This is a genomic window from Labrenzia sp. 011, assembly GCF_003075075.1.
Taxonomy (GTDB): Bacteria; Pseudomonadota; Alphaproteobacteria; order Rhizobiales; family Stappiaceae; genus Roseibium.
This window is the reverse complement of record NZ_QCYM01000002.1, coordinates 157,958-178,543: the sequence shown is the minus strand read 5'-3', so window position 1 is coordinate 178,543 and position 20,586 is coordinate 157,958. Positions and strand designations below refer to the sequence as shown.

General features: G+C 62.4%; 16 protein-coding genes. 9 read left to right on the top strand and 7 right to left on the bottom strand.

The genetic code is table 11. The features are described from left to right. Nucleotides 1-151 precede the first annotated feature (151 nt). The 3 genes from DCO57_RS03610 to DCO57_RS03600 all read left to right on the top strand — a co-directional run bounded on the left by DCO57_RS03610 (nucleotide 152) and on the right by DCO57_RS03600 (nucleotide 3,713). Nucleotides 152-1,933: an acyl-CoA dehydrogenase gene (locus DCO57_RS03610; protein WP_116697494.1), complete on the top strand. Its 1,782-nt coding sequence runs from the start codon at nucleotides 152-154 to the stop codon at nucleotides 1,931-1,933. 21 nt (nucleotides 1,934-1,954) lie between these two features. Then, nucleotides 1,955-2,698, top strand: coding sequence for a crotonase/enoyl-CoA hydratase family protein (locus DCO57_RS03605; protein WP_116697493.1), 744 nt, complete (start codon nucleotides 1,955-1,957; stop codon nucleotides 2,696-2,698). Nucleotides 2,699-2,849: 151 nt separating this feature from the next. Continuing rightward, nucleotides 2,850-3,713 (top strand): NAD(P)-dependent oxidoreductase, encoded by an 864-nt coding sequence (locus tag DCO57_RS03600; protein ID WP_116697492.1) that lies wholly within the window; start codon nucleotides 2,850-2,852, stop codon nucleotides 3,711-3,713. 42 nt (nucleotides 3,714-3,755) lie between these two features. Here the strand turns inward: DCO57_RS03600 and DCO57_RS03595 are convergent, their stop codons facing one another. After that, nucleotides 3,756-4,319, bottom strand: coding sequence for an NADPH-dependent FMN reductase (locus DCO57_RS03595; RefSeq protein WP_116697491.1), 564 nt, complete (start codon nucleotides 4,317-4,319; stop codon nucleotides 3,756-3,758). 133 nt (nucleotides 4,320-4,452) lie between these two features. Here DCO57_RS03595 and DCO57_RS03590 point away from each other — a divergent pair, with 133 nt between their 5' ends. Together DCO57_RS03590 and DCO57_RS03585 are read left to right on the top strand one after the other, a co-directional pair. Continuing rightward, entirely contained in the window at nucleotides 4,453-4,827 is a 375-nt protein-coding gene (locus DCO57_RS03590) for a helix-turn-helix domain-containing protein (protein ID WP_116697490.1), read from the top strand. 180 nt (nucleotides 4,828-5,007) lie between these two features. Continuing rightward, nucleotides 5,008-5,814 (top strand): mechanosensitive ion channel domain-containing protein, encoded by an 807-nt coding sequence (locus DCO57_RS03585; protein WP_116697720.1) that lies wholly within the window; start codon nucleotides 5,008-5,010, stop codon nucleotides 5,812-5,814. A gap of 31 nt (nucleotides 5,815-5,845) precedes the next feature. Here the strand turns inward: DCO57_RS03585 and DCO57_RS03580 are convergent, their stop codons facing one another. Continuing rightward, nucleotides 5,846-8,572, bottom strand: coding sequence for a cation:proton antiporter (locus tag DCO57_RS03580; protein ID WP_116697489.1), 2,727 nt, complete (start codon nucleotides 8,570-8,572; stop codon nucleotides 5,846-5,848). On the opposite strand from DCO57_RS03580, the gene DCO57_RS23245 reads away from it, so the two are divergent. Further along, the gene (locus DCO57_RS23245) at nucleotides 8,571-8,849 is read left to right on the top strand and encodes a hypothetical protein (protein WP_133192620.1); all 279 of its coding nucleotides are present in this window, start codon (nucleotides 8,571-8,573) and stop codon (nucleotides 8,847-8,849) included. The genes DCO57_RS03580 and DCO57_RS23245 overlap by 2 nt on opposite strands. A 93-nt stretch (nucleotides 8,850-8,942) precedes the next feature. Here the strand turns inward: DCO57_RS23245 and DCO57_RS03575 are convergent, their stop codons facing one another. Then, nucleotides 8,943-9,890: a DMT family transporter gene (locus DCO57_RS03575; protein ID WP_205756073.1), complete on the bottom strand. Its 948-nt coding sequence runs from the start codon at nucleotides 9,888-9,890 to the stop codon at nucleotides 8,943-8,945. A gap of 313 nt (nucleotides 9,891-10,203) precedes the next feature. Here DCO57_RS03575 and DCO57_RS03570 point away from each other — a divergent pair, with 313 nt between their 5' ends. Continuing rightward, on the top strand, nucleotides 10,204-12,366 hold the full coding sequence (locus tag DCO57_RS03570; protein ID WP_116697488.1) for a malate synthase G: 2,163 nt from the start codon (nucleotides 10,204-10,206) through the stop codon (nucleotides 12,364-12,366). A gap of 293 nt (nucleotides 12,367-12,659) precedes the next feature. After that, nucleotides 12,660-14,753, top strand: a complete 2,094-nt coding sequence (locus DCO57_RS03565; RefSeq protein WP_116697487.1) for an EAL domain-containing protein — start codon at nucleotides 12,660-12,662, stop codon at nucleotides 14,751-14,753. Between the two features lie 77 nt (nucleotides 14,754-14,830). On the opposite strand, the gene DCO57_RS03560 is transcribed toward DCO57_RS03565, so the two are convergent. The 3 genes from DCO57_RS03560 to DCO57_RS03550 are packed head-to-tail and all read right to left on the bottom strand — an operon-like array spanning nucleotide 14,831 to nucleotide 19,153. Beyond that, nucleotides 14,831-16,042 (bottom strand): mandelate racemase/muconate lactonizing enzyme family protein, encoded by a 1,212-nt coding sequence (locus tag DCO57_RS03560; protein WP_116697486.1) that lies wholly within the window; start codon nucleotides 16,040-16,042, stop codon nucleotides 14,831-14,833. Between the two features lie 10 nt (nucleotides 16,043-16,052). After that, the gene (locus DCO57_RS03555; RefSeq protein ID WP_116697485.1) at nucleotides 16,053-17,540 is read right to left on the bottom strand and encodes an aldehyde dehydrogenase family protein; all 1,488 of its coding nucleotides are present in this window, start codon (nucleotides 17,538-17,540) and stop codon (nucleotides 16,053-16,055) included. Beyond that, a complete protein-coding gene (locus DCO57_RS03550) occupies nucleotides 17,537-19,153 on the bottom strand; it encodes a GMC family oxidoreductase N-terminal domain-containing protein (RefSeq protein ID WP_116697718.1) in 1,617 nt (538 codons plus the stop codon). The genes DCO57_RS03555 and DCO57_RS03550 overlap by 4 nt, the downstream gene beginning before the upstream one ends. A gap of 183 nt (nucleotides 19,154-19,336) precedes the next feature. Here DCO57_RS03550 and DCO57_RS03545 point away from each other — a divergent pair, with 183 nt between their 5' ends. Further along, nucleotides 19,337-20,221 (top strand): LysR substrate-binding domain-containing protein, encoded by an 885-nt coding sequence (locus DCO57_RS03545; protein ID WP_116697484.1) that lies wholly within the window; start codon nucleotides 19,337-19,339, stop codon nucleotides 20,219-20,221. A gap of 129 nt (nucleotides 20,222-20,350) precedes the next feature. Here DCO57_RS03545 and DCO57_RS03540 read toward each other — a convergent pair whose 3' ends face one another. Continuing rightward, complete coding sequence (locus tag DCO57_RS03540) at nucleotides 20,351-20,581, bottom strand: hypothetical protein (protein ID WP_116697483.1); 231 nt, start codon at nucleotides 20,579-20,581, stop codon at nucleotides 20,351-20,353. Nucleotides 20,582-20,586 lie beyond the last annotated feature (5 nt).

Below are 20,586 nucleotides of genomic sequence, written 5' to 3'. Positions count from 1 at the left end.
CAACCGGTTGCCAGCTGAGGAGGAGCGGGCCGGCCGGGGATCGACAGGCTTTCCTCGCACACGCGGAGATGCCATAAAATTGAATGATATGAGTATGTTGGAGCATTCCGCGGTCCTTCTGACGCCGGGGGATGCGCTATGGAGGACCTGAATGTATCGCGCCCCGGTCGATGAGATTGCCTTTACCCTGAAACATGTCTGCGGTCTTGAGGACCTGCAAAAAACTGCGCGCCATTCGGAGCTTGGCGACGATCTCGTCGAGGCCATTCTGACCGAAGCCGGCCGGTTCGCCGCCGAAGAAATCGCGCCTCTGAACAGTGTTGCCGATACCTGTGGGACGCCTCTGAAAGACGGCGAGGTCACGACGCCTCCGGGATGGAGGGACCTGTATCATGCCTGGATCGAAGGCGGCTGGAACGGTCTGTCGGCTTCCCCGGAAACGGGCGGGCAGGGCCTGCCCCAGATGCTCTCCGCCGCGGCCCTGGAAATGTGGAATTCCGGTTCGATGGCCTTTGCGATCGGTCCGACCCTGACCATGGGCGCGATCGAGGCCATGGAAAAACACGCCTCTGACGAACTGAAGGCCAGATATCTGGAAAAGCTGGTTTCCGGCCAGTGGATGGGAACGATGAATCTCACCGAACCCCAGGCCGGCTCCGACCTCAATGCGCTCAAGGCCAGGGCGGAACGCAATGGCGACGGGACCTACCGGATTTCCGGCCAGAAGATCTTCATCACCTATGGCGATCATGACCTGACCGACAACATCATCCATATGGTCCTGGCCCGCCTGCCCGATGCACCTGCGGGCACAAAGGGCATTTCGCTGTTTCTGGTGCCCAAGTATCTTGTCAATGACGACGGGTCGCTGGGGGCGCGCAACGATGTCCGGGTCGCCGGCGTGGAACACAAGATGGGCATTCACGGCTCGCCGACCTGCACCATGATCTACGGTGACGACGGCGGAGCGACCGGCTGGCTGATCGGTGAGGAGAACCGGGGCCTGGCCTGCATGTTCACGATGATGAACAACGCCCGTCTCGCCGTGGGCATCCAGGGGCTCGGCGTGGCGGAGCGTGCCTATCAGCATGCCCTGAAGTATGCGGTCGAGCGCAGACAGGGCAGGGCGCCGGGGGACAAGGGCGACGGCATGAGCCCCATCGCCCGCCATCCGGACATCAAGCGCATGCTGCTGGCGATGAAATCCAGAACCCAGGTCGCCCGGGCCATCTGCTACGCCTGTGCCCATGCCATCGACATGGCGAATGTGGCCGGGGATGACGATAACAGAACATTCTGGAGCGAACGGGCCGGTCTGCTGACACCGATCGCCAAGGCGCTTTCCACCGATTTCGGTGTCGAGGTCGCCTCGCTCGGGGTCCAGATCCACGGTGGCATGGGCTACATCGAGGAGACCGGCGCGGCCCAGCATCTGCGCGACGCGCGCATCGCCCCGATCTATGAAGGCACCAACGGCATCCAGTCGATAGACCTTGTCCTGCGCAAGCTGCCCTTGTCCGATGGGGAGCACATCAAGGGATTCATCGCCGAACTCAAGGCCGTTGCCGATGAGGTGGCCGCCAGCAACCGGGCGGAATTCGGCGCGACCGCCGAACGCCTGATGGCGGGCATCGCCGACCTGAGCGAGGCGACGGACTATATGCTGGCGGCCCGCTCCGAAGGCCGCATCGCCGACGCCCTGTGCGGAGCGACGCCTTATCTGCGCCTTGCCGGACTGGCGCTCGGCGGTGTGCTGCTGGCCAGGGGCGCCTTGCGCTCCACAGGCGAGGCGGCGTCACGGCTGGCCGAGCGGACCCTGCTGGCCCGCAATTTCTGCGAGACCACCCTCTGCGAAACCGCCGGTCTGAAGGCGGACATCCTGCTGTCGGCCGAAGCCATTCAGGCCTTCGATGCAGAAGCTCTGGCGTCCTGACGCGCCGTACAGGAGAACCGTATGATCCGGAAATCTAGTGAAGACGGCGTCCAGATCCTGCGTCTGGACCGGCCGGAAAAGAAGAACGCCCTCACGGGGGCCATGTACACGGATCTCGCCGAGGCGCTGGAAGCGGGAAATACGGACGACAATGTGCGCTGCCATCTGTTCTGCGGTCGGCCGGAGGTCTTCACGGCCGGCAATGACATCGGCGATTTTCTGCAATATGCGGGCCGGTCCGGCATGAGCGATGCGCCGGTGGTCCGCTTTCTGCGCGCCCTGGTGTGCAACGAAAAGCCGCTTGTCGCCGCGCTTGACGGCATTGCCATCGGGGTCGGGGCAACATTGCTGATGCATTGCGACATGGTGTTCGCCAGCCCGCGCACCGTCATCCATTCGCCTTTCGTGGACCTCGGCCTCGTGCCGGAAGCCGGGTCCAGCCTGCTCGGACCACGGCAGATCGGTCATGCGCGGGCGTTCGAACTGCTGTGTCTCGGCCGCCCCTTTTCGGCGCGAAAGGCGGAGATGGCCGGCCTCGTCAACGAGGTGGTGGAAGGCGACGTGGATGCCGCCGCCCTGGCCTGTGCCCGGGAGATCGCGGCCAAGCCGCCGGAAGCGATGGCGCTGTCCCGCAGGCTCCTGCGCGGCGACACCGGGCAGCTGTCCGAACGGGTGGAAGAGGAAATCCGGATTTTCGCAAGCCGGCTGAACTCGCCGGAAACCATCGCTGCCTTCCAGGCGTTCATGACGAAAAAGAAGGCATAGGACGGCAACCTGCCGGCCAATGGGGGCTTTGCGGGGTGTCATTCCCCCGCAAGCCGGGAACCGGCAAGCTCCGGGGGGACCTGAAGGGTCGCCGGGCGGCTGCCCCGCAACCGGCAGGCCGGAACGGCATTATTCAGGAGGAGAAACAATCATGTCCCTGAAGGGCAAAACCCTGTTCATCACCGGGGCCTCGCGCGGAATCGGCAAGGCGATTGCGCTGAAGGCGGCGCGGGACGGCGCCAATATCGCGGTTGCCGCCAAGACCGCCGAGCCGCATCCCAGGCTTGAGGGCACGATCTACACCGCCGCCGAGGAGATCGAGGCTGCAGGTGGCAAGGCGCTGCCGGTGGTGCTCGATGTGCGCGACGACGAGGCGGTCAAGGAGGCGATCGACCGGACGGCGGATCATTTCGGCGGTCTGGACATACTGGTCAACAATGCCAGTGCCATTCAGCTCACGCCGCTGGCGCAGACCGACATGAAGCGCTTCGACCTGATGCACCAGATCAACACGCGCGGCACGCTGGCCTGTTGCAAACACGCCATGGATCACCTGAAGAAGGCGGACAATCCGCATATTCTCATGCTGTCTCCGCCGCTCGACATGCAGGAAAAATGGTTCGCGCCATTCACGCCCTATTCCATCGCCAAATACGGCATGAGCCTGGTGGTGCTCGGACTTGCGGGCGAACTTCGTTCCAGCGGCATCGCGGTGAACGCGCTCTGGCCGCGCACGACGATCGCCACCGCCGCCATCAAGAATATTCTCGGCGGCGACAAGCTGATGCAGCAGAGTCGCACACCGGATATTCTCGCCGATGCCGCCCATGAAATCTTCACGTCGCCGTCGAGGGAACTCACCGGCCGGTTCCTGATCGACGACACGTTTCTTGCAAGCCGCGGCGTGACCGATTTCGACAGATACCGCGTCGATCCGGGCCTCGCCCTCGCGCCGGACTTCTTCGTGCCGGACGACAGTGAGGCGCCCTGTGATCTGGGGCCCGTGAAGGCATGACAAAACGTCCGGGCCGTTGCGCGACGGCCCGGTCAGCTCAGCTCAGCGCATTGTCTTCAGGGCGGTCGCCCATTTGGACAGTTCACCAAGCATCAGACTTGCGCCCTCGCCGGTCTTGTCGTTGGGGCTGAAGACCCCGTCATCACCGATATGTTCGGAGAAGAAGGGAACCGGCACGACCTGCGGCAGCGCGACGGCGCTCACATTCGCCAAAAGTTCCCGCAGGACCTGGGATGCCCTGAGACCGCCCGAGATCCCCCCATAACAGATGATGCCCGCCGGCTTGTAGTTCCATTCGCGGTAAAGCACCTGGATGGCATTCACCAGCGAGGCCGGCGGGAAATAGTCGTATTCGGGGGTTACGAAAACGAAGGCATCGGCATCCGCGATCACGCTGCTCCAGCGTTTGGTATGCTCATGGGTATATTGCTGCGCGGCCGGATGGGCGGGTTCGTCCAGGAGGGGCAGGCCGATCTCGGCGAGATCGATGCTGTCCACCTCGAATGAGCCATGTGCCCTTGCCGCTTCCGCGGCCCAGGCCGCGATGGTCGGCCCGACCCGCCCGGGGCGTGTCGATCCGGTGATGACTTTCAGTTTGAGCGTCATGATCCGTCCTTTGGAGAAATGTGTGTAATCTGGTCTCCGGGAGATACTACGGTATGAATTGGAAACCGTTCTGAAGGTAGTCAGGACGGGCCCGAGCGCAAGACGGCACTTTTATGAAACCGAGGTATCCTTGATGAAACCCCTCCCGCGTCATGACAACCCGAGATGTGTGCCCGTCCGCAGGCTGTTGCAGACTGTCGGCAGCAAATGGTCGGTGCTGGTCGTCTCTCATCTGGAATTCGAAGCCAAACGGTTTACCGAACTGAAACGCTCGATCGGTGATATCACGCAAAAGTCCCTGACCGCCACATTGCGGGAGCTGGAGAGGGATGGCCTCGTGGAGCGCATCGTCACACCCAGCATTCCGCCGCGCGTGGACTATGCCCTGACGCCTTTGGGAAGGACGCTGCTCGGGCCGTTGAAAGCCCTCTCGGAGTGGGCGATTGAAAATGAAGCGGCCGTGGCCGCCGCCCGCGAACGGTTCGAGAGGGAAAACGAAGTCGCATGATGCGGCGATTGATTTCCCCGCCCGCCGGTCCGATTTCACCGGCTGGGACGCCGTCTCCGTAAAACTGACAGGTTTGGACGTGGGGTCGGGCGAAAAGGTTGGGGACTTTGCCGGTGACCGCGGATTCCGCGCCAAATCCTGCATATGGTCAAGGCCGGTTTCCGAACGGAGGAATGCGATATGGAAGATGCCATGGACCAGGTCAGTGTTTACGCCCCGCTGCTGATCAACGCGCTCAAGGCCGTCATGGTCCTCGTGATCGGGTGGTTTCTGGCCGGTTTCCTGTCGGCGCTCGTCAAGAGGAGAATTGTCAGCCACCCGCGCATTGACGATACCATCGGCGGATTTGCCGCTTCGGTGGTACGCTGGCTGGTCCTTCTGGTCACACTGATTGCCGTCCTGCAACTCTTCGGCATCCAGGCAACCAGTCTCGTGGCCGTCCTCGGTGCCGGCACGCTGGCGATCGGTCTCGCCCTGCAGGGCACCTTGAGCGACATTGCAGCCGGGGTCATGCTGATCATCTTCCGGCCTTACAGGATCGGCCAATATGTCGATATCGGCGGGACCAGCGGGACGGTGAAGGACCTCAACATATTCGTGACCGAGCTGGTGACGCCGGACAACGTGCAGATCATCATGCCGAACGGACAGGCCTGGGGAACGGTGCTGACGAATTACTCCGCCCATCCCACCCGCCGCCTCGATCTGACTTTCGGAATCGACTATGGCGACGACGCCGACAAGGCCATCCAGATCATTCTGGACGTGGCGAATGCGGACGGGCGTGTCCACAAGGATCCGGAACCCTGGGTGCGCGTGACCAACCTCGGCGACAGCTCCGTGGATCTCGGCGTCCGCATCTGGTGCGAGGCAGCCGACTATTGGGAACTGAAGTTCCACATGCTCAAGTCGGTCAAGGAAGCCTTCGACGCCGGCGGGATTTCCATTCCCTATCCGCATGCGGTGGAGATCAGGAAAGACGCATAAGGGCGGAGCGACTCCGGGGAGAGCCCCGGCCTCAGGCGGGCTCGCTCTCCTTTTTCGGCACGGGGGCTGCCGCATCGTCCTCTGCCGGATCGGCAGCGCCTTCGCCGGCTTCGGACGCGGCATCCGTACTGTCTGTATCCATATTGTCTGTATCTGTCAGGCTGTCCCGTGCTGCGGCATCCGGATCTTCCGGCGGGGCGAGTGCCTCGGGCTGCCCGTTGTCGGGTGATCTGGCGAACATCGGCACGACCGGATCTTCAAACTCGTGATCTTCCGGGTCGGTGTTCATCATCTGCCGTCTCAGGGCGAGCCTGGAAACGTGATCGCGCAGGCCGGGGTGCTGCTCCATCAGGTTCTTGAAGTCCTGCGCCTTGAGGCTCAGCAGCTGGCAATAGCTGAGCGCGTAGACGTCGGCGCTGCGTCGGCCGCCCGTCATCAGGGCGATTTCGCCGAAGACGTCCCCCCGGCCCAGCCGGACGTTGTGTGTCGGCGCGCGCACCTCGACGGCACCGGACGCGATGAAATAGGCCGCATCTCCCCGGTCGCCCTTGCGGATCAGTTTCTCGCCGGGCGTGGCAAATTGTGGCCGCATCGTTTTCTGGATGGCTCTCTGCTGCTTGCGCGGCAGGTCGACGAACAGCGGATGGGCGCTGACCAGCTCGCGGGTCTTCAGCCCGAGGTCGAGTTTCGGGCGCGTGTGACAGGCGCGCCACATCTGCTCCACTTCCCGCAACAGGTTGCGGTGCAGCTCCGTGCCGATCAGCATCTGGCTCTTGGCGTCGTCGTAGGCTTTTTCCTCAAGGCGCACGCCGGCTTTGCGCAGGAACTGGTTTTCCAGCGCGTCCGCATAGTCCGGATACTGCAGACGCAGGGCCTCGATCGCCTGAACGGTTTCTTCCCGGCGGATGTTGAGCGTGTCCTTGAGAATGTCCGAGATCCGGTCCCCCAGCAACGGGCGGATCTGGCGGTCGTTGAACTCGATGAGTTCGTCGGCCAGGATCCGGTAGACGAGCAGAAACTCGAAACGGTCGGCAAGGCGGATGGCAAGCGGCCGGGATATCCGCAAATGCCTTTGTAGTATCTGCGCGACCCGGAAACCGAGCCCGAATTTCAGCGGCTGGCGGGCGGCCTTGTTGTAGCCGGACCGGCCGTCCGCCCGTGTGAGGTCGCCGGTGCGTCCGGTCAGGGCGAGAAAGCGGGAAACCGACCTGCCCGAAATCGTCTTGTCGTGAAAATGCTCCAGGACGAGCTGCTGTTCCCGGTCGGCCAGGGCGACCAGGCCGATGCGGACACGGTCCCAGTCCTTGAGCTCCTCCAGCTTGTTCGTCTCCGCGGCGGCGGCGGCGGATCTCTGGCTGTAGTCCTTGAGGACCTCGCCGGTCACACGCGGCTCTATATGGTATTTCCCGGCGGCGGATTCGATTTCGTGGCGCACGTTGGACAGGGCCAGGGCGAGAAACTGGGTCCGAACGGCTTCGTCACGGGGATTCAGGCGATCCAGGCCGAGGAGGCGGATCAGGGGTTTCAGGCTGGTGCCGTAGACCAGCAGCGTGAAGAGAACGAAGCCGGTTGCCAGTTTGGTGACGAAGTCGGACACCTCGTTGGACAGGCCGGAATGCTCGGAAACGCTGAGTGCCAGTGTGAGGGTGACCGCACCGCGCATGCCTCCCCACAGCATCACGGTCTTGAACCGGTTGTTGACGGACTGGCCGGCGCCCAGGGTGCTCAGCAGCGGCAGCAGCCCGAAAATCACCACGGCCCGCGCCGCCAGCGCGGCAATGATGACCACAAGCAGCAGCAGAATGTCGATGGGGCTGAAGCCCTCCACGAAGCGCGGAATCAGAATCGCCGACAGCAGGAAGATCAGCGATGCGGCCCAGAAGGAAATCTGTTCCCAGACAGAATGGAGGAACTGCCAGCTTGCCGGTTGAATGCGGGCGGGGCCGTAAAGATTGAAGACGGTTCCGGCACACACCACGGCGACCACGGCGGACACATCCGCGAACTGGTCGCTGAACACATAGGTGCCGTAGGGCAGGGCAAGACTCAAGGTAACCTGGGCGAGCGGCAGGTCGCGCATCAGCGGCAGCAGGGCCACGGCAATCCGTGCCAGGACCATCCCGACGACGACACCGCCAGCGAAAGAGCGCAGGAACGCGATGATGGTTTCATTCGCGCTCAGGGCTTGCTGGCCGGTGAGGATCTCGACGAGCAGGACGAAGATCACGATTGCCGCCGCATCGTTCAGGAGGCTTTCACCTTCAACGATGCGCCCGAGCCGTGCCGGCGCCCCGATATCCCGGAAAATGGCGACGACGGCGATCGGATCGGTGGTCGCCACGATCGAGCCCAGCAACAGGCATGCGACCACCGACATGCCGGACAGAGGATAGAGCGCGAAGCCGATGAAGAACGTGGCGACAAAGACGGCGACCACCGCCATGAGAAGGATCGGAGCCATATCCTCCAGAATCCGCCGGATATCGAGCGTGAGCGCGGTCTGGAACAGCAGGATCGGCAGGAAGATGTAAAGGATCATCTCCGAATCCAGCGGCGGATTGACGAAGACATTGGCTATCGTGTTGAAGGCGTCGGTTCGCGGCGTATAGAGCAGATAGGTCGCCAGAATGCCGATCAGGGTGCCCACCATCGCCAGAAGCACGCTGGGAGCGATCCCCAGACGGCGCGCCAGGGGTTGCAGCAGCGATATGGTTATGAGCAGCAGCGCGAAAGCGCCTGTGATCAGGGGTGTTTCCATGAACCTATCGTGCCTTGCGATTGCGGCAATTTCAAACCTGCCTCCACTCGAATTCGCCGGATTGGCCCGCCATCAGGTTGAGCTGCATGAAAGCGGGAAGGTGAACAAAATAAGCAGTCTAGCCTGCCCGGAGGTGTCGCCGGAAGGCTCGGCCGCCATCGACACGCGCGGCGGTTGCGCCAATGCGGGGCCTCATGACGGCTCTTCCTGCAAAACGATAGCAGCCTTTCTGCTTAAGAAGCGTAAAGGCGAGCGTTTTTGGGTGCGAAATTTTTGATGCTGGACGCGGTTGGCCACGCCCTGCGGGCCTGGTGGCTCCTGCGGCCCGGGGAGGGATTCGTGGTCTTGAAAAGCGCGTCCGGTTCCGGGGCTACCGGGCTCTGCCTGCAGCCGTCCCGCCTTGCCTGGCGGCTGCCTTGCGTTCCGAAAGCCAGATACCGCCCAGAACCAGGGTCAGGGCCAGGCCGTGATGCCACCTGAAGGGTTCTCCGAGGATCGAGACTGCAAGAATGGCTGCGAATATGGGAACGAGATTGATAAAGACACCGGCCCGCGCCGGACCGATCAGTTCCACGCCTCGCATGAAGAAGATCTGTGCCAGGCAGGACGGAAACAGCGAAATATAGAGGACAACCAGCCACCCCTGGAGGGTCGGCCATTGCGCCGTGCCGGATGTCAGTTCGAAGACAAGGCCGGGTATGGAGGTAAACGCCGAAATGACCGAGAGCACGGAAAAGAATACGAGTCCGGAGACCTGAGGCCTGTTCCTGAGCGCAAGAGTATACCCCGAATAAAGCACGCAGGCGATCAGCATGACGCCGTCGCCCGGGTTCACGGCGAGCACCAGAAGGGTGTCGAGATGCCCCTGTGAGGCAACCAGTGTCACACCGGCAAGCGTCAACAGGATGCCGAGGACCTGCAGCACCCGGACGCCGGTGCCGAATGCGATAACGGAACCGATCAGTACGAAAATCGGAATGGATCCCTGGATGATCCCGAGATTGACCGCCGTTGTCCGCGTGGCCGCAATGTAGAAAAGGGTGTTGAAGCCGACAAAACCGAAAACCGCCATCAGAACCATGCGCAGCAGATAAGGCCGCATGACGGGCCATTCCGCGCGGATACGTCTCCAGAGGAACGGCACGAGGACACCGACGACAATGACCCAGCGCAGGAAAACCACCACCATGGGGGAAACCTCGCCAACGGCCAGTCGTCCGGCAACGGTGTTGCCACCGAAGAACAGGGCGGTGAGGCCAAGCATCAGTATGGCGTTGCCGTATGTCAGCCCGCCAAGTCGTCTCGCAATCGCAACCATAGGAACCTTTCCGCGAAATGCGGTGTTGATACTGACATCGGTACTGGAAGTTTGAAGGGACCGAAAGGGCCTTCTGTTCAAAATCGAACCCGTCCCTGGGGCGATAATGGTGCGGATTGTTTCTGAAATGGAAAAAGTCATGGGCGAAGCCGGCCAATTGACGCCCGCCGTCTTTCACCCCACAACACAGGCAAAGTGAAAGATCGACTGACCTGCGCCGAAATCGGTTGCCGGTCCGCAAGTCGATCGGTTTTAAAATGGCGGAGCAGCCCGGGGCGTGACCCCGGACCATGCGGATTGCAGGGAGACAAACATGACCGGCCGGATCGATGTCCATGGATTGAAAGTCGCCGAGGTTCTCTTCGAGTTCATCAACACCAAAGCCCTGCCGGAGACCGGCGTCGATCAGGAGCATTTCTGGAAAAGCCTCTCCGCGCTGATCCACGACCTGGCTCCGGTCAACCGGGCTCTGCTGGAAAAACGCGACGCCCTGCAGGCAAGGATCGACGCCTGGCACAAGGCCAATCCGGGCGTTCCGGACATGGGGGCCTACAAATCCTTCCTCGAGGAAATCGGCTATCTGGTTCCGGAAGAGGGCGATTTCGAAGTCGGGACCGCCAATGTCGACCCGGAAATCGGCGAAGTGGCCGGTCCGCAGCTCGTCGTCCCGGTGATGAATGCGCGCTATGCCCTGAACGCGGCCAATTCCCGTTGGGGGTCGCTCTATGACGCGCTCTACGGGACGGACGCCATGGGCAGCCGGCCGCAGGGTGGCGGATATGACGAAGCGCGCGGTGCGGAGGTCATTGCCTTCGCCCGCAAGGCGCTGGACGAGGCGGCACCGCTCACCCATGGAAGCTGGTCGGGCGTCACCGGTCTGGCCGTGGACGGTGGAGCGCTGCAGATCACGACGGAAAGCGGTGCGGCGTCTCTGGCCAACGCGGAACAGTTCGTCGGGTTCTCCGGCGAGGCAAGTTCGCCTTACAAGGTTCTGCTGGTCAAGAACGGCCTGCATCTGGAAATCAATATCGATGCGCGCCATCCGATCGGCCGCACCGACAAGGCCCATATTTCCGATATCGTTCTGGAATCCGCCATGTCGACGATCATGGACTGCGAGGATTCCGTGGCCGCGGTCGATGCGCAGGACAAGGTGGTCGTCTACAGCAACTGGCTTGGCCTGATGAAGGGCGACCTGGAAGAGACCTTCGAAAAGGGCGGTGAAACCGTGACCCGGCGCATGCATGGGGACCGGCACTACACGGCCCCGGACGGCAGCGCCGTGACGCTTCACGGCCGCTCGTTGCTCCTGGTGCGCAACGTCGGTCATCTGATGACCATCGACGCGGTGCTCGACAGGGATGGCAACGAAGTGCCCGAAGGTCTTCTGGACACGATGATCACGTCGCTGATCGCGCTGCACGATATCGGCCCGAACGGGCGGGAAACCAACAGCCGCGCCGGTTCTGTCTATATCGTCAAGCCGAAGATGCACGGCCCGGAGGAAGTGGCCTTCGCCTCGCGGATTTTCGACCGGGTCGAGGATGCGCTCGGCATGGAGCGCAATACCCTCAAGATGGGCATCATGGACGAGGAACGCCGCACCACGGTGAACCTGAAGGAATGCATCCGCCAGGCGAAGGATCGGGTGTTCTTCATCAACACCGGCTTCCTGGACCGGACCGGCGACGAAATGCACACTTCCATGGAAGCCGGGCCGATGATCCGCAAGGGCGACATGAAGGCATCGACCTGGATCACCGCGTATGAAAACAACAATGTGGATGTGGGACTGGCCTGCGGCCTGCCCGGACATGCCCAGATCGGCAAGGGCATGTGGGCGATGCCGGATCTGATGCATGCGATGCTGGAACAGAAGATCGGCCATCCGCTGGCGGGGGCGAACACCGCATGGGTGCCGTCCCCCACGGCGGCCACTCTGCACGCCCTGCATTACCACAAGGTCTCCGTCGCGCAGCGGCAGGCCGAGCTGAAATCCCGTGAAAGCGCAAGGCTGGAGGACATCCTGTCCATTCCCATTGCCGCGCGGCCGAACTGGACGCCGGAGGATATCCAGGCCGAGCTCGACAACAACGCCCAGGGCATTCTGGGATATGTCGTGCGCTGGGTGGAGCAGGGCATCGGCTGTTCCAAGGTTCCCGACATCAACAATATCGGCCTCATGGAAGACCGGGCGACCTTGCGTATTTCCTCGCAGCACATCGCCAACTGGCTGCATCACGGTGTGGTGAGCAGGGACCAGGTCATGGAAACCATGAAACGCATGGCGGCCGTGGTCGACGGTCAGAATGCCGGCGATCCCGATTACCGTCCCATGGCAGCGGATTTCGACGGGTCCGTCGCCTTTCAGGCGGCCTGCGAGCTGGTGCTGGAAGGGACGAAACAGCCGAACGGCTATACCGAGCCGGTCCTCCACCGCCGCCGTAGTGAGTTCAAGGCCAAAACGGCGGTCTGATGCACGGGTGCCGGGCGCGTCTGACGCGCTCCGGTTGCGCCGGTCCGGGCGTTCTGGCCTGACCGGCTGACGATGGGCTGGCAGAGCGGTCTGCCCTTCGTCGGGGCGAATGGTAAATACCTAAAATTTGAGCCAATACGGTGCTGCGGGGAAATATGTTCCCGCACCTGGATAGCCTTTTGATTTCATGGGGTTGTGTTGCTTTACCTTTCGTTATTGATGTCGTCTTTCAGAGAGGGCTCTTTACAACTTCCGTAGGAGAAAAAGGTAGTCTGGATCTTCTGGAGTAAAAGATGCTGACTGTCCTTTCCTGCATTGCTTTCGAGCATGACCCGATTTTTGTTGTCCTGGCTGTATTAATACTGACAGTCGGCGCGGCTCTGTCCATCCATCTTTACACAAGAGTCCGCCGCACGCAGGGGGCGCTCAAATACATGTGGCTGCTGCTGTGCGGTCTGATCGCCGGAGGCGCGATCTGGAGCACCCATTTTGTCTCCATGATCGCCTACGAGAGCCCGTTCATTCTGGGCTACGATCCCGGGATGACCGCAGTCTCGCTTCTCGTTGCGGTGTCCGGCACGACTGCCGGACTCCTGATCAGCAGCCTCTCGCAAAGATCGGCGCTGATCGAGTTGGGCGGGCTGGTGTTCGGCGCGACCATCGCGGTCATGCACTTGATCGGCATCGAGGCAATGAAAGTCTCCGGGTTCCTCACGTTCTCCACACCGTTTCTGGTCACCTCCGTCATCCTGTCCTGTGTATTCGGAATGATCGCCACCAACCGTGTGGCGCGACCGACGACGCGTTTCTGTAAATACGGTGCGGTGCTCAGCTTCATGCTTGCCGTCGCCAGCATGCATTTTGTCGCCATGGCCGGAGTGGAGGTCGTTCCGCTGCGGCTGGACGGCGGCGTCAAGGACCTCGTGTCCAACCAGCTTGTCGGAATAGCCGTCGTGTTCACCATGGCAATCCTCATGCTGTCGGCATTGATCACCTATTCGATCGATTCCGCGAACGCTCAGGATGCCGACAACAAGCTGCATTACATGGCCCATCATGACCCGATGACCGGTTTGCCGAACCGCCGGGCTCTCGACAGGCATCTGGAGGGTCTGCTTTCCAGGACCGGCAATGACAATGCGCGCGTCGTCGTGATGAACTGCAATCTGACCAGATTCATGGAGATCAACGAGGTTCTCGGCTATTCCGGCGGCGACGCATTGCTGCGCCATGTTGCCAGATGCCTGTCCGGAAATCTGGATCCGGGCGAATTTGTTGCCAGGCTCGGCGGGGACGAGTTCGTCATAGTCGGAAAACCTGTCTACAACCGAGGTTATATACTCGAATTCTGCAAGCGGGTGCAGGCGCTCGTCTCCCGGCCGATGACGTGGCAGGACGAGGAAATCTGCATTGGCGGCAGTGCCGGTTATGCCATTTATCCGGATCATGCGTCGTCCGGGGGGCAGCTTCTGGAGGCGGCGGAACGGGCGATGCGCCGTGCCAAGAGGGACGGCGGCAACACCGCCGTCTGCTACGATGCGGATCAGGATCAGCAGACCCGCGACCGCAGCGCTCTGGCCATGGATCTGCGCAATGCGCTGAAAAACGGTGAATTCGAACTCCATTATCAGCTGCAGAACAACGTGGTGACACGGGACGTGACCGGCACGGAAGTACTGCTGCGCTGGAATCATCCGAGGCGTGGCAAGGTGCCGCCGTCAGAGTTCATTCCGATTGCGGAGGAAAACGGGCTCATCCCCGATATCGGCGCATGGGTTCTCCGCACGGCCTGCCTTGAGGCGGCTTCCTGGCAGACACCGCTCAAGATCGCCGTGAACATCGCTCAGATGCAACTTTCCGACGGCAAGTTCCCGAAATTCGTGGAACGCACTCTTAAACGCAGCGGGCTGGATCCGGCCCGTCTGGAACTGGAGATCACCGAAACCGGCATCATTGCCGACACGTCTCAGGCCCTTCAGATCATTCACCAGCTTAAACGCCTGGGGGTCGGTATCGTCATGGACGACTACGGCACCGGATACTCCTCGCTTGCCACCCTGCAGGCATTTCCCTTCGACAAGATCAAGATCGACCGGGACTTCGTCAAGGATCTGGGCCTCAACAAGCAGTCCGAAGCCATCGTGAAGGCGACGATCATCCTGGCTGAGAGCCTCGACATCCCGGTTCTCGCGGAAGGCGTGGAGACGGAGGAGCAGCTCTGTTTCCTGGCCGCGCAGGGGTGTGACGAAGTCCAGGGGTTCCTGTTCGGAAGGCCGATGCCGGTCGACAAGATCCGGCAACTGGTCGCGGGGCCCGAGGCGAACCGGTCCGTGGATGCCACCGCTGGCAAGACAGACAAAATCCGCTTCGTCAGCCAGGTCGCATGATCTCGCGGCCCTCCGCCGGTCCCCGGCGGGAAGACCGACTTCAGCCTTCCTCTGGGCACCGCCTCCGGCTGGCCGGCCTAAAGCGGCAGGGCAGGGCTTTCCTGAAGTCCGAGATGCAGCTCATCGCCCGTATAGGGATTGGCGCGCGCGACCTCTTCGTTGAGGTCGTGTCCGAGCCCCGGCTCGCCTGACGGAATGACGTAGCCGTCCTCCCAGCGGATCGGCGTTTTCAGAAGATCGGCATAGAAACCGTCGAAGGTGCGGATCGATTCCAGCACAAGGAAATTCGGGCTGCAGGTGGCCAGCTGGATATTGGCCAGGGCGACCAGCGGACCGCAGTAGAGATGCGGCGCGATCTGCGCGGAATGACATTCCGCCATGCCGGCGATCTTCTTGCCCTCCAGAAGCCCTCCGACCCGGCCGAGGTTCATCTGGAGAATGGCCGCAGCTCCCGTCTCCAGAACCCTGGAGAATTCGTATTTGGTGCAGAGCCGTTCGCCGGTTGCAACGGGGATGGATGTGTAGCGGGCAACTTCCGCCATGTCCTCGGGCCGTTCCGGCGGAATGGGTTCTTCGAACCACAGCGGATCGTAGGCTTCCAGCCGGCGCGCCATGCGCTTGGCGCCCGAGACGGTGAACTGGCCGTGGGTGCCGAACAGCAGGTCGGCCCTGGTTCCGACGGCGTCCCGGATCGCCCGGCAGAAGCCTTCCGACCGGTCTAGATCCTCCAGGCTCGGCTGATGGCCGTCATAGATCGTGTAGGCGCCGGCGGGATCGAACTTCACCGCCGTGAAGCCCTGGTCGACGGCCTTGAGCGCAACGGCTGCGGCCATGTCCGGATCGTTGTAGACATTCGGCAGGGCCGGGTCCGGATAGACATCGCCGTCGGCCGGGTAGAGATAGGTGTAGGTGCGCAGCCGCTCGTGCACCTTGCCACCCAAAAGTTCGTAGGCGGGCTTGCCGGCCGCCTTGCCGATGATGTCCCAGCAGGCCATTTCCAGCCCGGACAGCACGCCCATCACCGTCACATCCGGCCGCAGCGTGTAGCCGGCGCCATAGGTCTTGCGCCAGAGCTTTTCGATATGATGGGGATCCTCGCCCTCGAACTGGCGCCGGAAGACGTCTTTCGCCATTTCGGCCACGAGATGCGGGCCGAAGGTGGCGTTGTAGATTTCGCCGTAGCCGGTGATACCGCAGGCCGTCACCAGCTTGACGAAGATGAAATAGCGGCCCCCGTGGCGCGGCGGAGGGTTCTGGACGACAAAGGTCTCGATTTGGTCGAGTTTCATTTGGAACCGTTTAGCTTGCGTTGCTGATGGTGATCGATTTCACCTTGGTATATGCGTCCAGGCCTTCCCAGCCCTTTTCGCGTCCGTAGCCGGATTTCCCGTTGCCGCCGAAGGGCAGTTCCAGGCCGCCTGCCCAATAGTCATTGACGGAAACCTGCCCGCAGTCCAGGGCTGCGGCAACACGCATCGACCGGCCCACGTCACGGGTGTAGACACTGGCGACCAGACCGAAGTCCGTGCCGTTGGCGAGCATCACGGCTTCTTCTTCCGTCTCGAAAGTCTGCACGGCCAGAACCGGTCCGAAGATCTCTTCCTGGACGACCGGGTCACCGGGCTCCAGATCGGCAATGATCGTCGGCTCGAAGAACCAGCCCTTGCCGGTCTCCGCATCGGTTGTCATGTCGCCGCCGGTGAGGATATTGGCGCCGCGAGCCTTGGCGGCGTCAACATGAGCCTTGATGCGGGACAGATGCAGGTCGGAATTGATCGCCCCCATGTCCGGGGCGCTCAGGCCATGCCCGGTCCTGATCTTCCGTGCCCGTTCCGTGAGAATGGCAAGGACCTCGTCGCGGATCGAGCTGTGCACGACAAGGCGCGACCCGGCCGAGCAGATCTGGCCGGAGTTGGAGAAAATCGCCCAGTAGGCACCGTCGGCGACCTTTTCCGGATCCGCATCTTCGAAAGCGATCAACGGCGACTTGCCGCCGAGTTCCAGCGTCAGGCGGGTGATATTCGGGGCGGCCATGCGTGCCACATTGACACCGGTCGTGACGGAGCCGGTGAAGGTGAGCTGCTTGATGCGCGGATCCTGGGCCATCTGCGCGCCGACATCGGCGCCCAGTCCGGTCACCACATTCACCAGCCCGTCCGGCACACCGGCTTCCGACAGGAGCTGTGCCATCACCAGCGCCGTGAACGGTGTGGTTTCGGCGGGTTTCGCCACGACGGAACATCCGGCGGCCAGAGCGGGGGCAACACCGCGCGCGAAGGTCGAGGTGGGATAGTTCCAGGGAATGATATGCCCTGTAACTCCGACCGGTTCGCGCACGGTGAAGGCGGTATAGGGCGGGCCCAGATTGACGGACCGGCCATCCAGCTTGTCGGCGGCGCCGGCGTAATATTCGAACAGGCGTGCCGATGCCTGAACGTCGCCGGAGGCCTCCGCGAGGGTCTTGCCGCTGTCGACCACTTCCAGGACCGAAAGCCTGTCGGCATTTTCCCGCAGCACACGGGCGGCGGCGTTCAGGATGCGGCAGCGTTCGGCGGGCGCAACGGCGCGCCAGAGTTTCGCGGCCTTGTCGGCGGCGGCAATGGCCCTGTCCATGTCCGCCCCGGTGCCCAGTGAAAACTCGGCGAAGGCTTCCGCGCGCGCGGGATCGTAACTTGCCATCTTCCTGTCGGAGGCGGGCGTGACCCGGCCGTCGATGAAATGGCCGTCGGGCAGGGACGGCAGCTTTCCCGTTGTCAGATAGTCTTGGGCGATGTCCTGGACCGTCATTGTATGTCCCGTCCTTGGTCTTCGAGTATGAGATCTGCCCCCTTGAGGGCCAGCATCATGGTGGGGGCGTTGGTATTGCCGGAGGTGATGTTCGGAAAGGCGGAGGCATCGACAACACGCAGCCGGTCGATGCCATGGACCTTCAGGCGGCTGTCGACGACGGCCGTCTCGCGGTCCTCGCCCATGCGGCAGGTGGAAACCGGATGGAAGACGGTGCTCGCCCGGCTGCGGAAATCAGCCAGGATGCCGTCGTCGTCCAGGTCGGACAGATGCGGCGCAACGGAGCCTTCCACGAGTGCGCTCAGCGCCTTGCTGGACATCAGCTTCTGGCACAGTCTGCCGCCGTCGATGACTGTCTGCCGGTCCTCTTCCGTCGCAAGGGAATTCGGCCGGATGGCCGGCGCAACCGTGCTGTCGGCGCTCCTGATCTCGATACGTCCCCGGCTGGTTGGCCGCGCCGGCTGGGCGCAGATGATGAAGCCGTTGAAGGGATCGACGGTCAGCCGTGAGCCGCTCCGGGAGGGCACCATCCGGTAGCTGATCGGATTGAAATAGAGCTGCTGGTCCGGCCGGTCGAGGTCGTGGCGCGACCTCAGGAACCCGCCGCACTGGTTCACCGACAGTGAGAGCGGTCCCTTGCGGGTCGCCGCATACTGGAGGGCGGCGAGGGCCTTGCCGAGCAGCGGGCGCAGCACGGCATTGAGCGTCGCTTCCCGGGCACGGAAGGTGAAATTGGCAGCCAGATGGTCCTGAAGATTGCCACCGACATTCTCATTGTCATGCAGCACCGGAATGCCGAGCCCGTTCAGCAGCCTGCCCGGACCGATACCGGAAACCTGCAGCAGCTGCGGCGATCCGATGGCCCCCGCTGACAGGATCACCTCGCGCCGGGCGAAAAGCGTCTCGCCGGTGAGCAGCTCGATACCCTGCGCGGTTTTGCCTGAAAACAGGATGCGCCTGGCCTGGGCATTGGTGCGGACCGTGAGGTTGCGGCGGGCAAGGGCTGGCCGCAGGAAGGCGCGGGCCGACGAACAGCGCCGGCCGTCCCGGGTGTTGATATGATAGATGCCGCCGCCTTCGGGATCGTCACCGTTGAAATCGTCCGACCAGGGCAGGCCGATCTCCCTGACCGCCGCATGAAAGTGCCGGTTCACCTTGTGAATCTGGTTGGTGATGTTCTGGACATGGATGAGCCCCTTGCCCTGCTTTTCGCCGAGCGGGGTCACCTTGGTTTCAAGGCGCTCGAAGGCGGATTTCACGTCTTGCCAGGCCCAGCCGACGGCGCCGGAGCTTGCCCAGTCCTCGAAATCGCCGGGCAGGCCACGGCAATAGACCATGGCGTTGATGGATCCGGATCCGCCCACCAGACGGCCGCGCGGCCAGTAGATACTGCGTCCGCCCAGACCTTCGTCCGGCTCCGTCATGAAGCGCCAGGTCCGCTTCGGGTCGGTGGTGAGTTTGCCATAGCCGAGCGGCAGGGACACCCAGGGAGATGTGTCCGGCCCTCCTGCTTCCAGAAGCAGGACGCTGGTTTGCGGGTCGGTGCTTAACCGCTCCGCCAGAATGCATCCGGCAGACCCCGCTCCAACGATGATGTAATCGACCTTTTCCATGTGCCGGACTGCCATGATGACTGCTGTGGAAGCGAGTTTCCGGGAAGCGCGGCAAAACATGAAACGAAAAATTTTTTGATATAGCCTTGAAAAAATTTGAAAGAGAAAGCTGTTTATATGCGGATGATCCGATGAACGTGCACGAACCGGAGATGGAAAGAATGCGCACACCGGGATACCGGCATGGCCTATAATCTGCCCCCGCTTTCCTGGCTGCGCGCCTTCGAGGCGTCCGCCCGGCTCGGCAATTTCACCCGCGCGGCGGAAGAACTGCTGATCACGCCCGCGGCTGTCAGCTACCAGGTCCGCCAGTTGGAGCAGCAGCTCGGTTATCCGCTCTTCGACCGTGTACACAGGGAAGTGGTTCTGACACGGCTTGGCCAGACCTATCTTCCCAGCGTCGAAAAGGCCTTTTCCGATCTTTCCATCGCAACGGTCTCGGTGTTCGGGGAACGGCATCGCAAGCCGGTCCGGTTCCGCTGCCTGAACAGCTTCGGCCACCTGTGGATGATCCCGCGCCTGAAGGCGTTTCAGGACGCGCATCCGGGAATTGACCTTCAGATGATTTCCGCCTCCTGGGCGGAAGTTCTCAATCCGGACCTGTTCGACATCGACGTGCGCTTCGGGGATGGGGCCTGGACTGATGGAGCAGTGGAATTTCTGCACAACGACCCGGTGATTCCGGTCTGTCATCCCGATCTGGCGCTCGACGCGGGGCCAAGGGAAGTGGACGCTCTCGCCCGGGCAACCCGTCTCGACATCATGGGAGTGGTCGATACCTGGGAAAGCTTCTTCAGGAGTTTCGGTCACGCGGTGCCGTCGCGCAACGGCTTGCAGGTGGACCAGAGCCTGTCGGCTCTGGAGCTTGCCGCCCGGGGGCACGGCCATGCCCTCGTTCTGGAGACCCTGGCACAGCCCTATCTGGAGGACGGGCGCCTGGTCCGCTCGTCTTCCAGGCAGCTCAAGAGCCGGCACAGCTATTTTCTGGTCACCTCCGGACCGCTCCAGGCACTCAGTCCGGACGCGCAGCTGTTCTGCAACTGGATGATCCGCGAAATGAAGGGCTGAGGGGCGAGCAGTCCCCCGCCTGGATCTGGCTTCCGGGGCCGCGAGTGCTGCGGCAGGGGACGAGCGCTTGCGCGGAGTCAGGCGGCTGGAGGGCTCCCGGGCCGGACAGACAAACCGGCCTGCGGAGGCTCAGTCCTCGTCCTGTTCGGGGGCGGGCGGGGAATTTCGCGACGGATGGTCCGGCCCCTTGTAGTAGTAAAGGAACGACCAGCCCGCATAGACGGTGATTCCCAGCGTCAAATAGAACCAGGTGGTGCTGCCGAAATAGTATTCCACACCGGCCCAGGCGGCACAGACGGCCACGAGCAGATATCGTCTCCAGAGCGGATCGAACCAGGGATGTTCAACAGGACCGAACACGGCGT

Bases quoted from the DNA above. Each gene is read 5' to 3' on its own strand.
- DCO57_RS03560 (WP_116697486.1), bottom strand. From the start codon at position 16,042: ATGAAACTCGACCAAATCGAGACCTTTGTCGTCCAGAACCCTCCGCCG.
- DCO57_RS23245 (WP_133192620.1), top strand. From the start codon at position 8,571: ATGAACCTATCGTGCCTTGCGATTGCGGCAATTTCAAACCTGCCTCCA.
- DCO57_RS03550 (WP_116697718.1), bottom strand. From the start codon at position 19,153: ATGGAAAAGGTCGATTACATCATCGTTGGAGCGGGGTCTGCCGGATGC.
- DCO57_RS03555 (WP_116697485.1), bottom strand. From the start codon at position 17,540: ATGACGGTCCAGGACATCGCCCAAGACTATCTGACAACGGGAAAGCTG.
- DCO57_RS03605 (WP_116697493.1), top strand. From the start codon at position 1,955: ATGATCCGGAAATCTAGTGAAGACGGCGTCCAGATCCTGCGTCTGGAC.
- DCO57_RS03590 (WP_116697490.1), top strand. From the start codon at position 4,453: ATGAAACCCCTCCCGCGTCATGACAACCCGAGATGTGTGCCCGTCCGC.
- DCO57_RS03600 (WP_116697492.1), top strand. From the start codon at position 2,850: ATGTCCCTGAAGGGCAAAACCCTGTTCATCACCGGGGCCTCGCGCGGA.
- DCO57_RS03610 (WP_116697494.1), top strand. From the start codon at position 152: ATGTATCGCGCCCCGGTCGATGAGATTGCCTTTACCCTGAAACATGTC.
- DCO57_RS03565 (WP_116697487.1), top strand. From the start codon at position 12,660: ATGCTGACTGTCCTTTCCTGCATTGCTTTCGAGCATGACCCGATTTTT.
- DCO57_RS03575 (WP_205756073.1), bottom strand. From the start codon at position 9,890: ATGGTTGCGATTGCGAGACGACTTGGCGGGCTGACATACGGCAACGCC.
- DCO57_RS03580 (WP_116697489.1), bottom strand. From the start codon at position 8,572: ATGGAAACACCCCTGATCACAGGCGCTTTCGCGCTGCTGCTCATAACC.
- DCO57_RS03585 (WP_116697720.1), top strand. From the start codon at position 5,008: ATGGAAGATGCCATGGACCAGGTCAGTGTTTACGCCCCGCTGCTGATC.
- DCO57_RS03595 (WP_116697491.1), bottom strand. From the start codon at position 4,319: ATGACGCTCAAACTGAAAGTCATCACCGGATCGACACGCCCCGGGCGG.
- DCO57_RS03570 (WP_116697488.1), top strand. From the start codon at position 10,204: ATGACCGGCCGGATCGATGTCCATGGATTGAAAGTCGCCGAGGTTCTC.
- DCO57_RS03545 (WP_116697484.1), top strand. From the start codon at position 19,337: ATGGCCTATAATCTGCCCCCGCTTTCCTGGCTGCGCGCCTTCGAGGCG.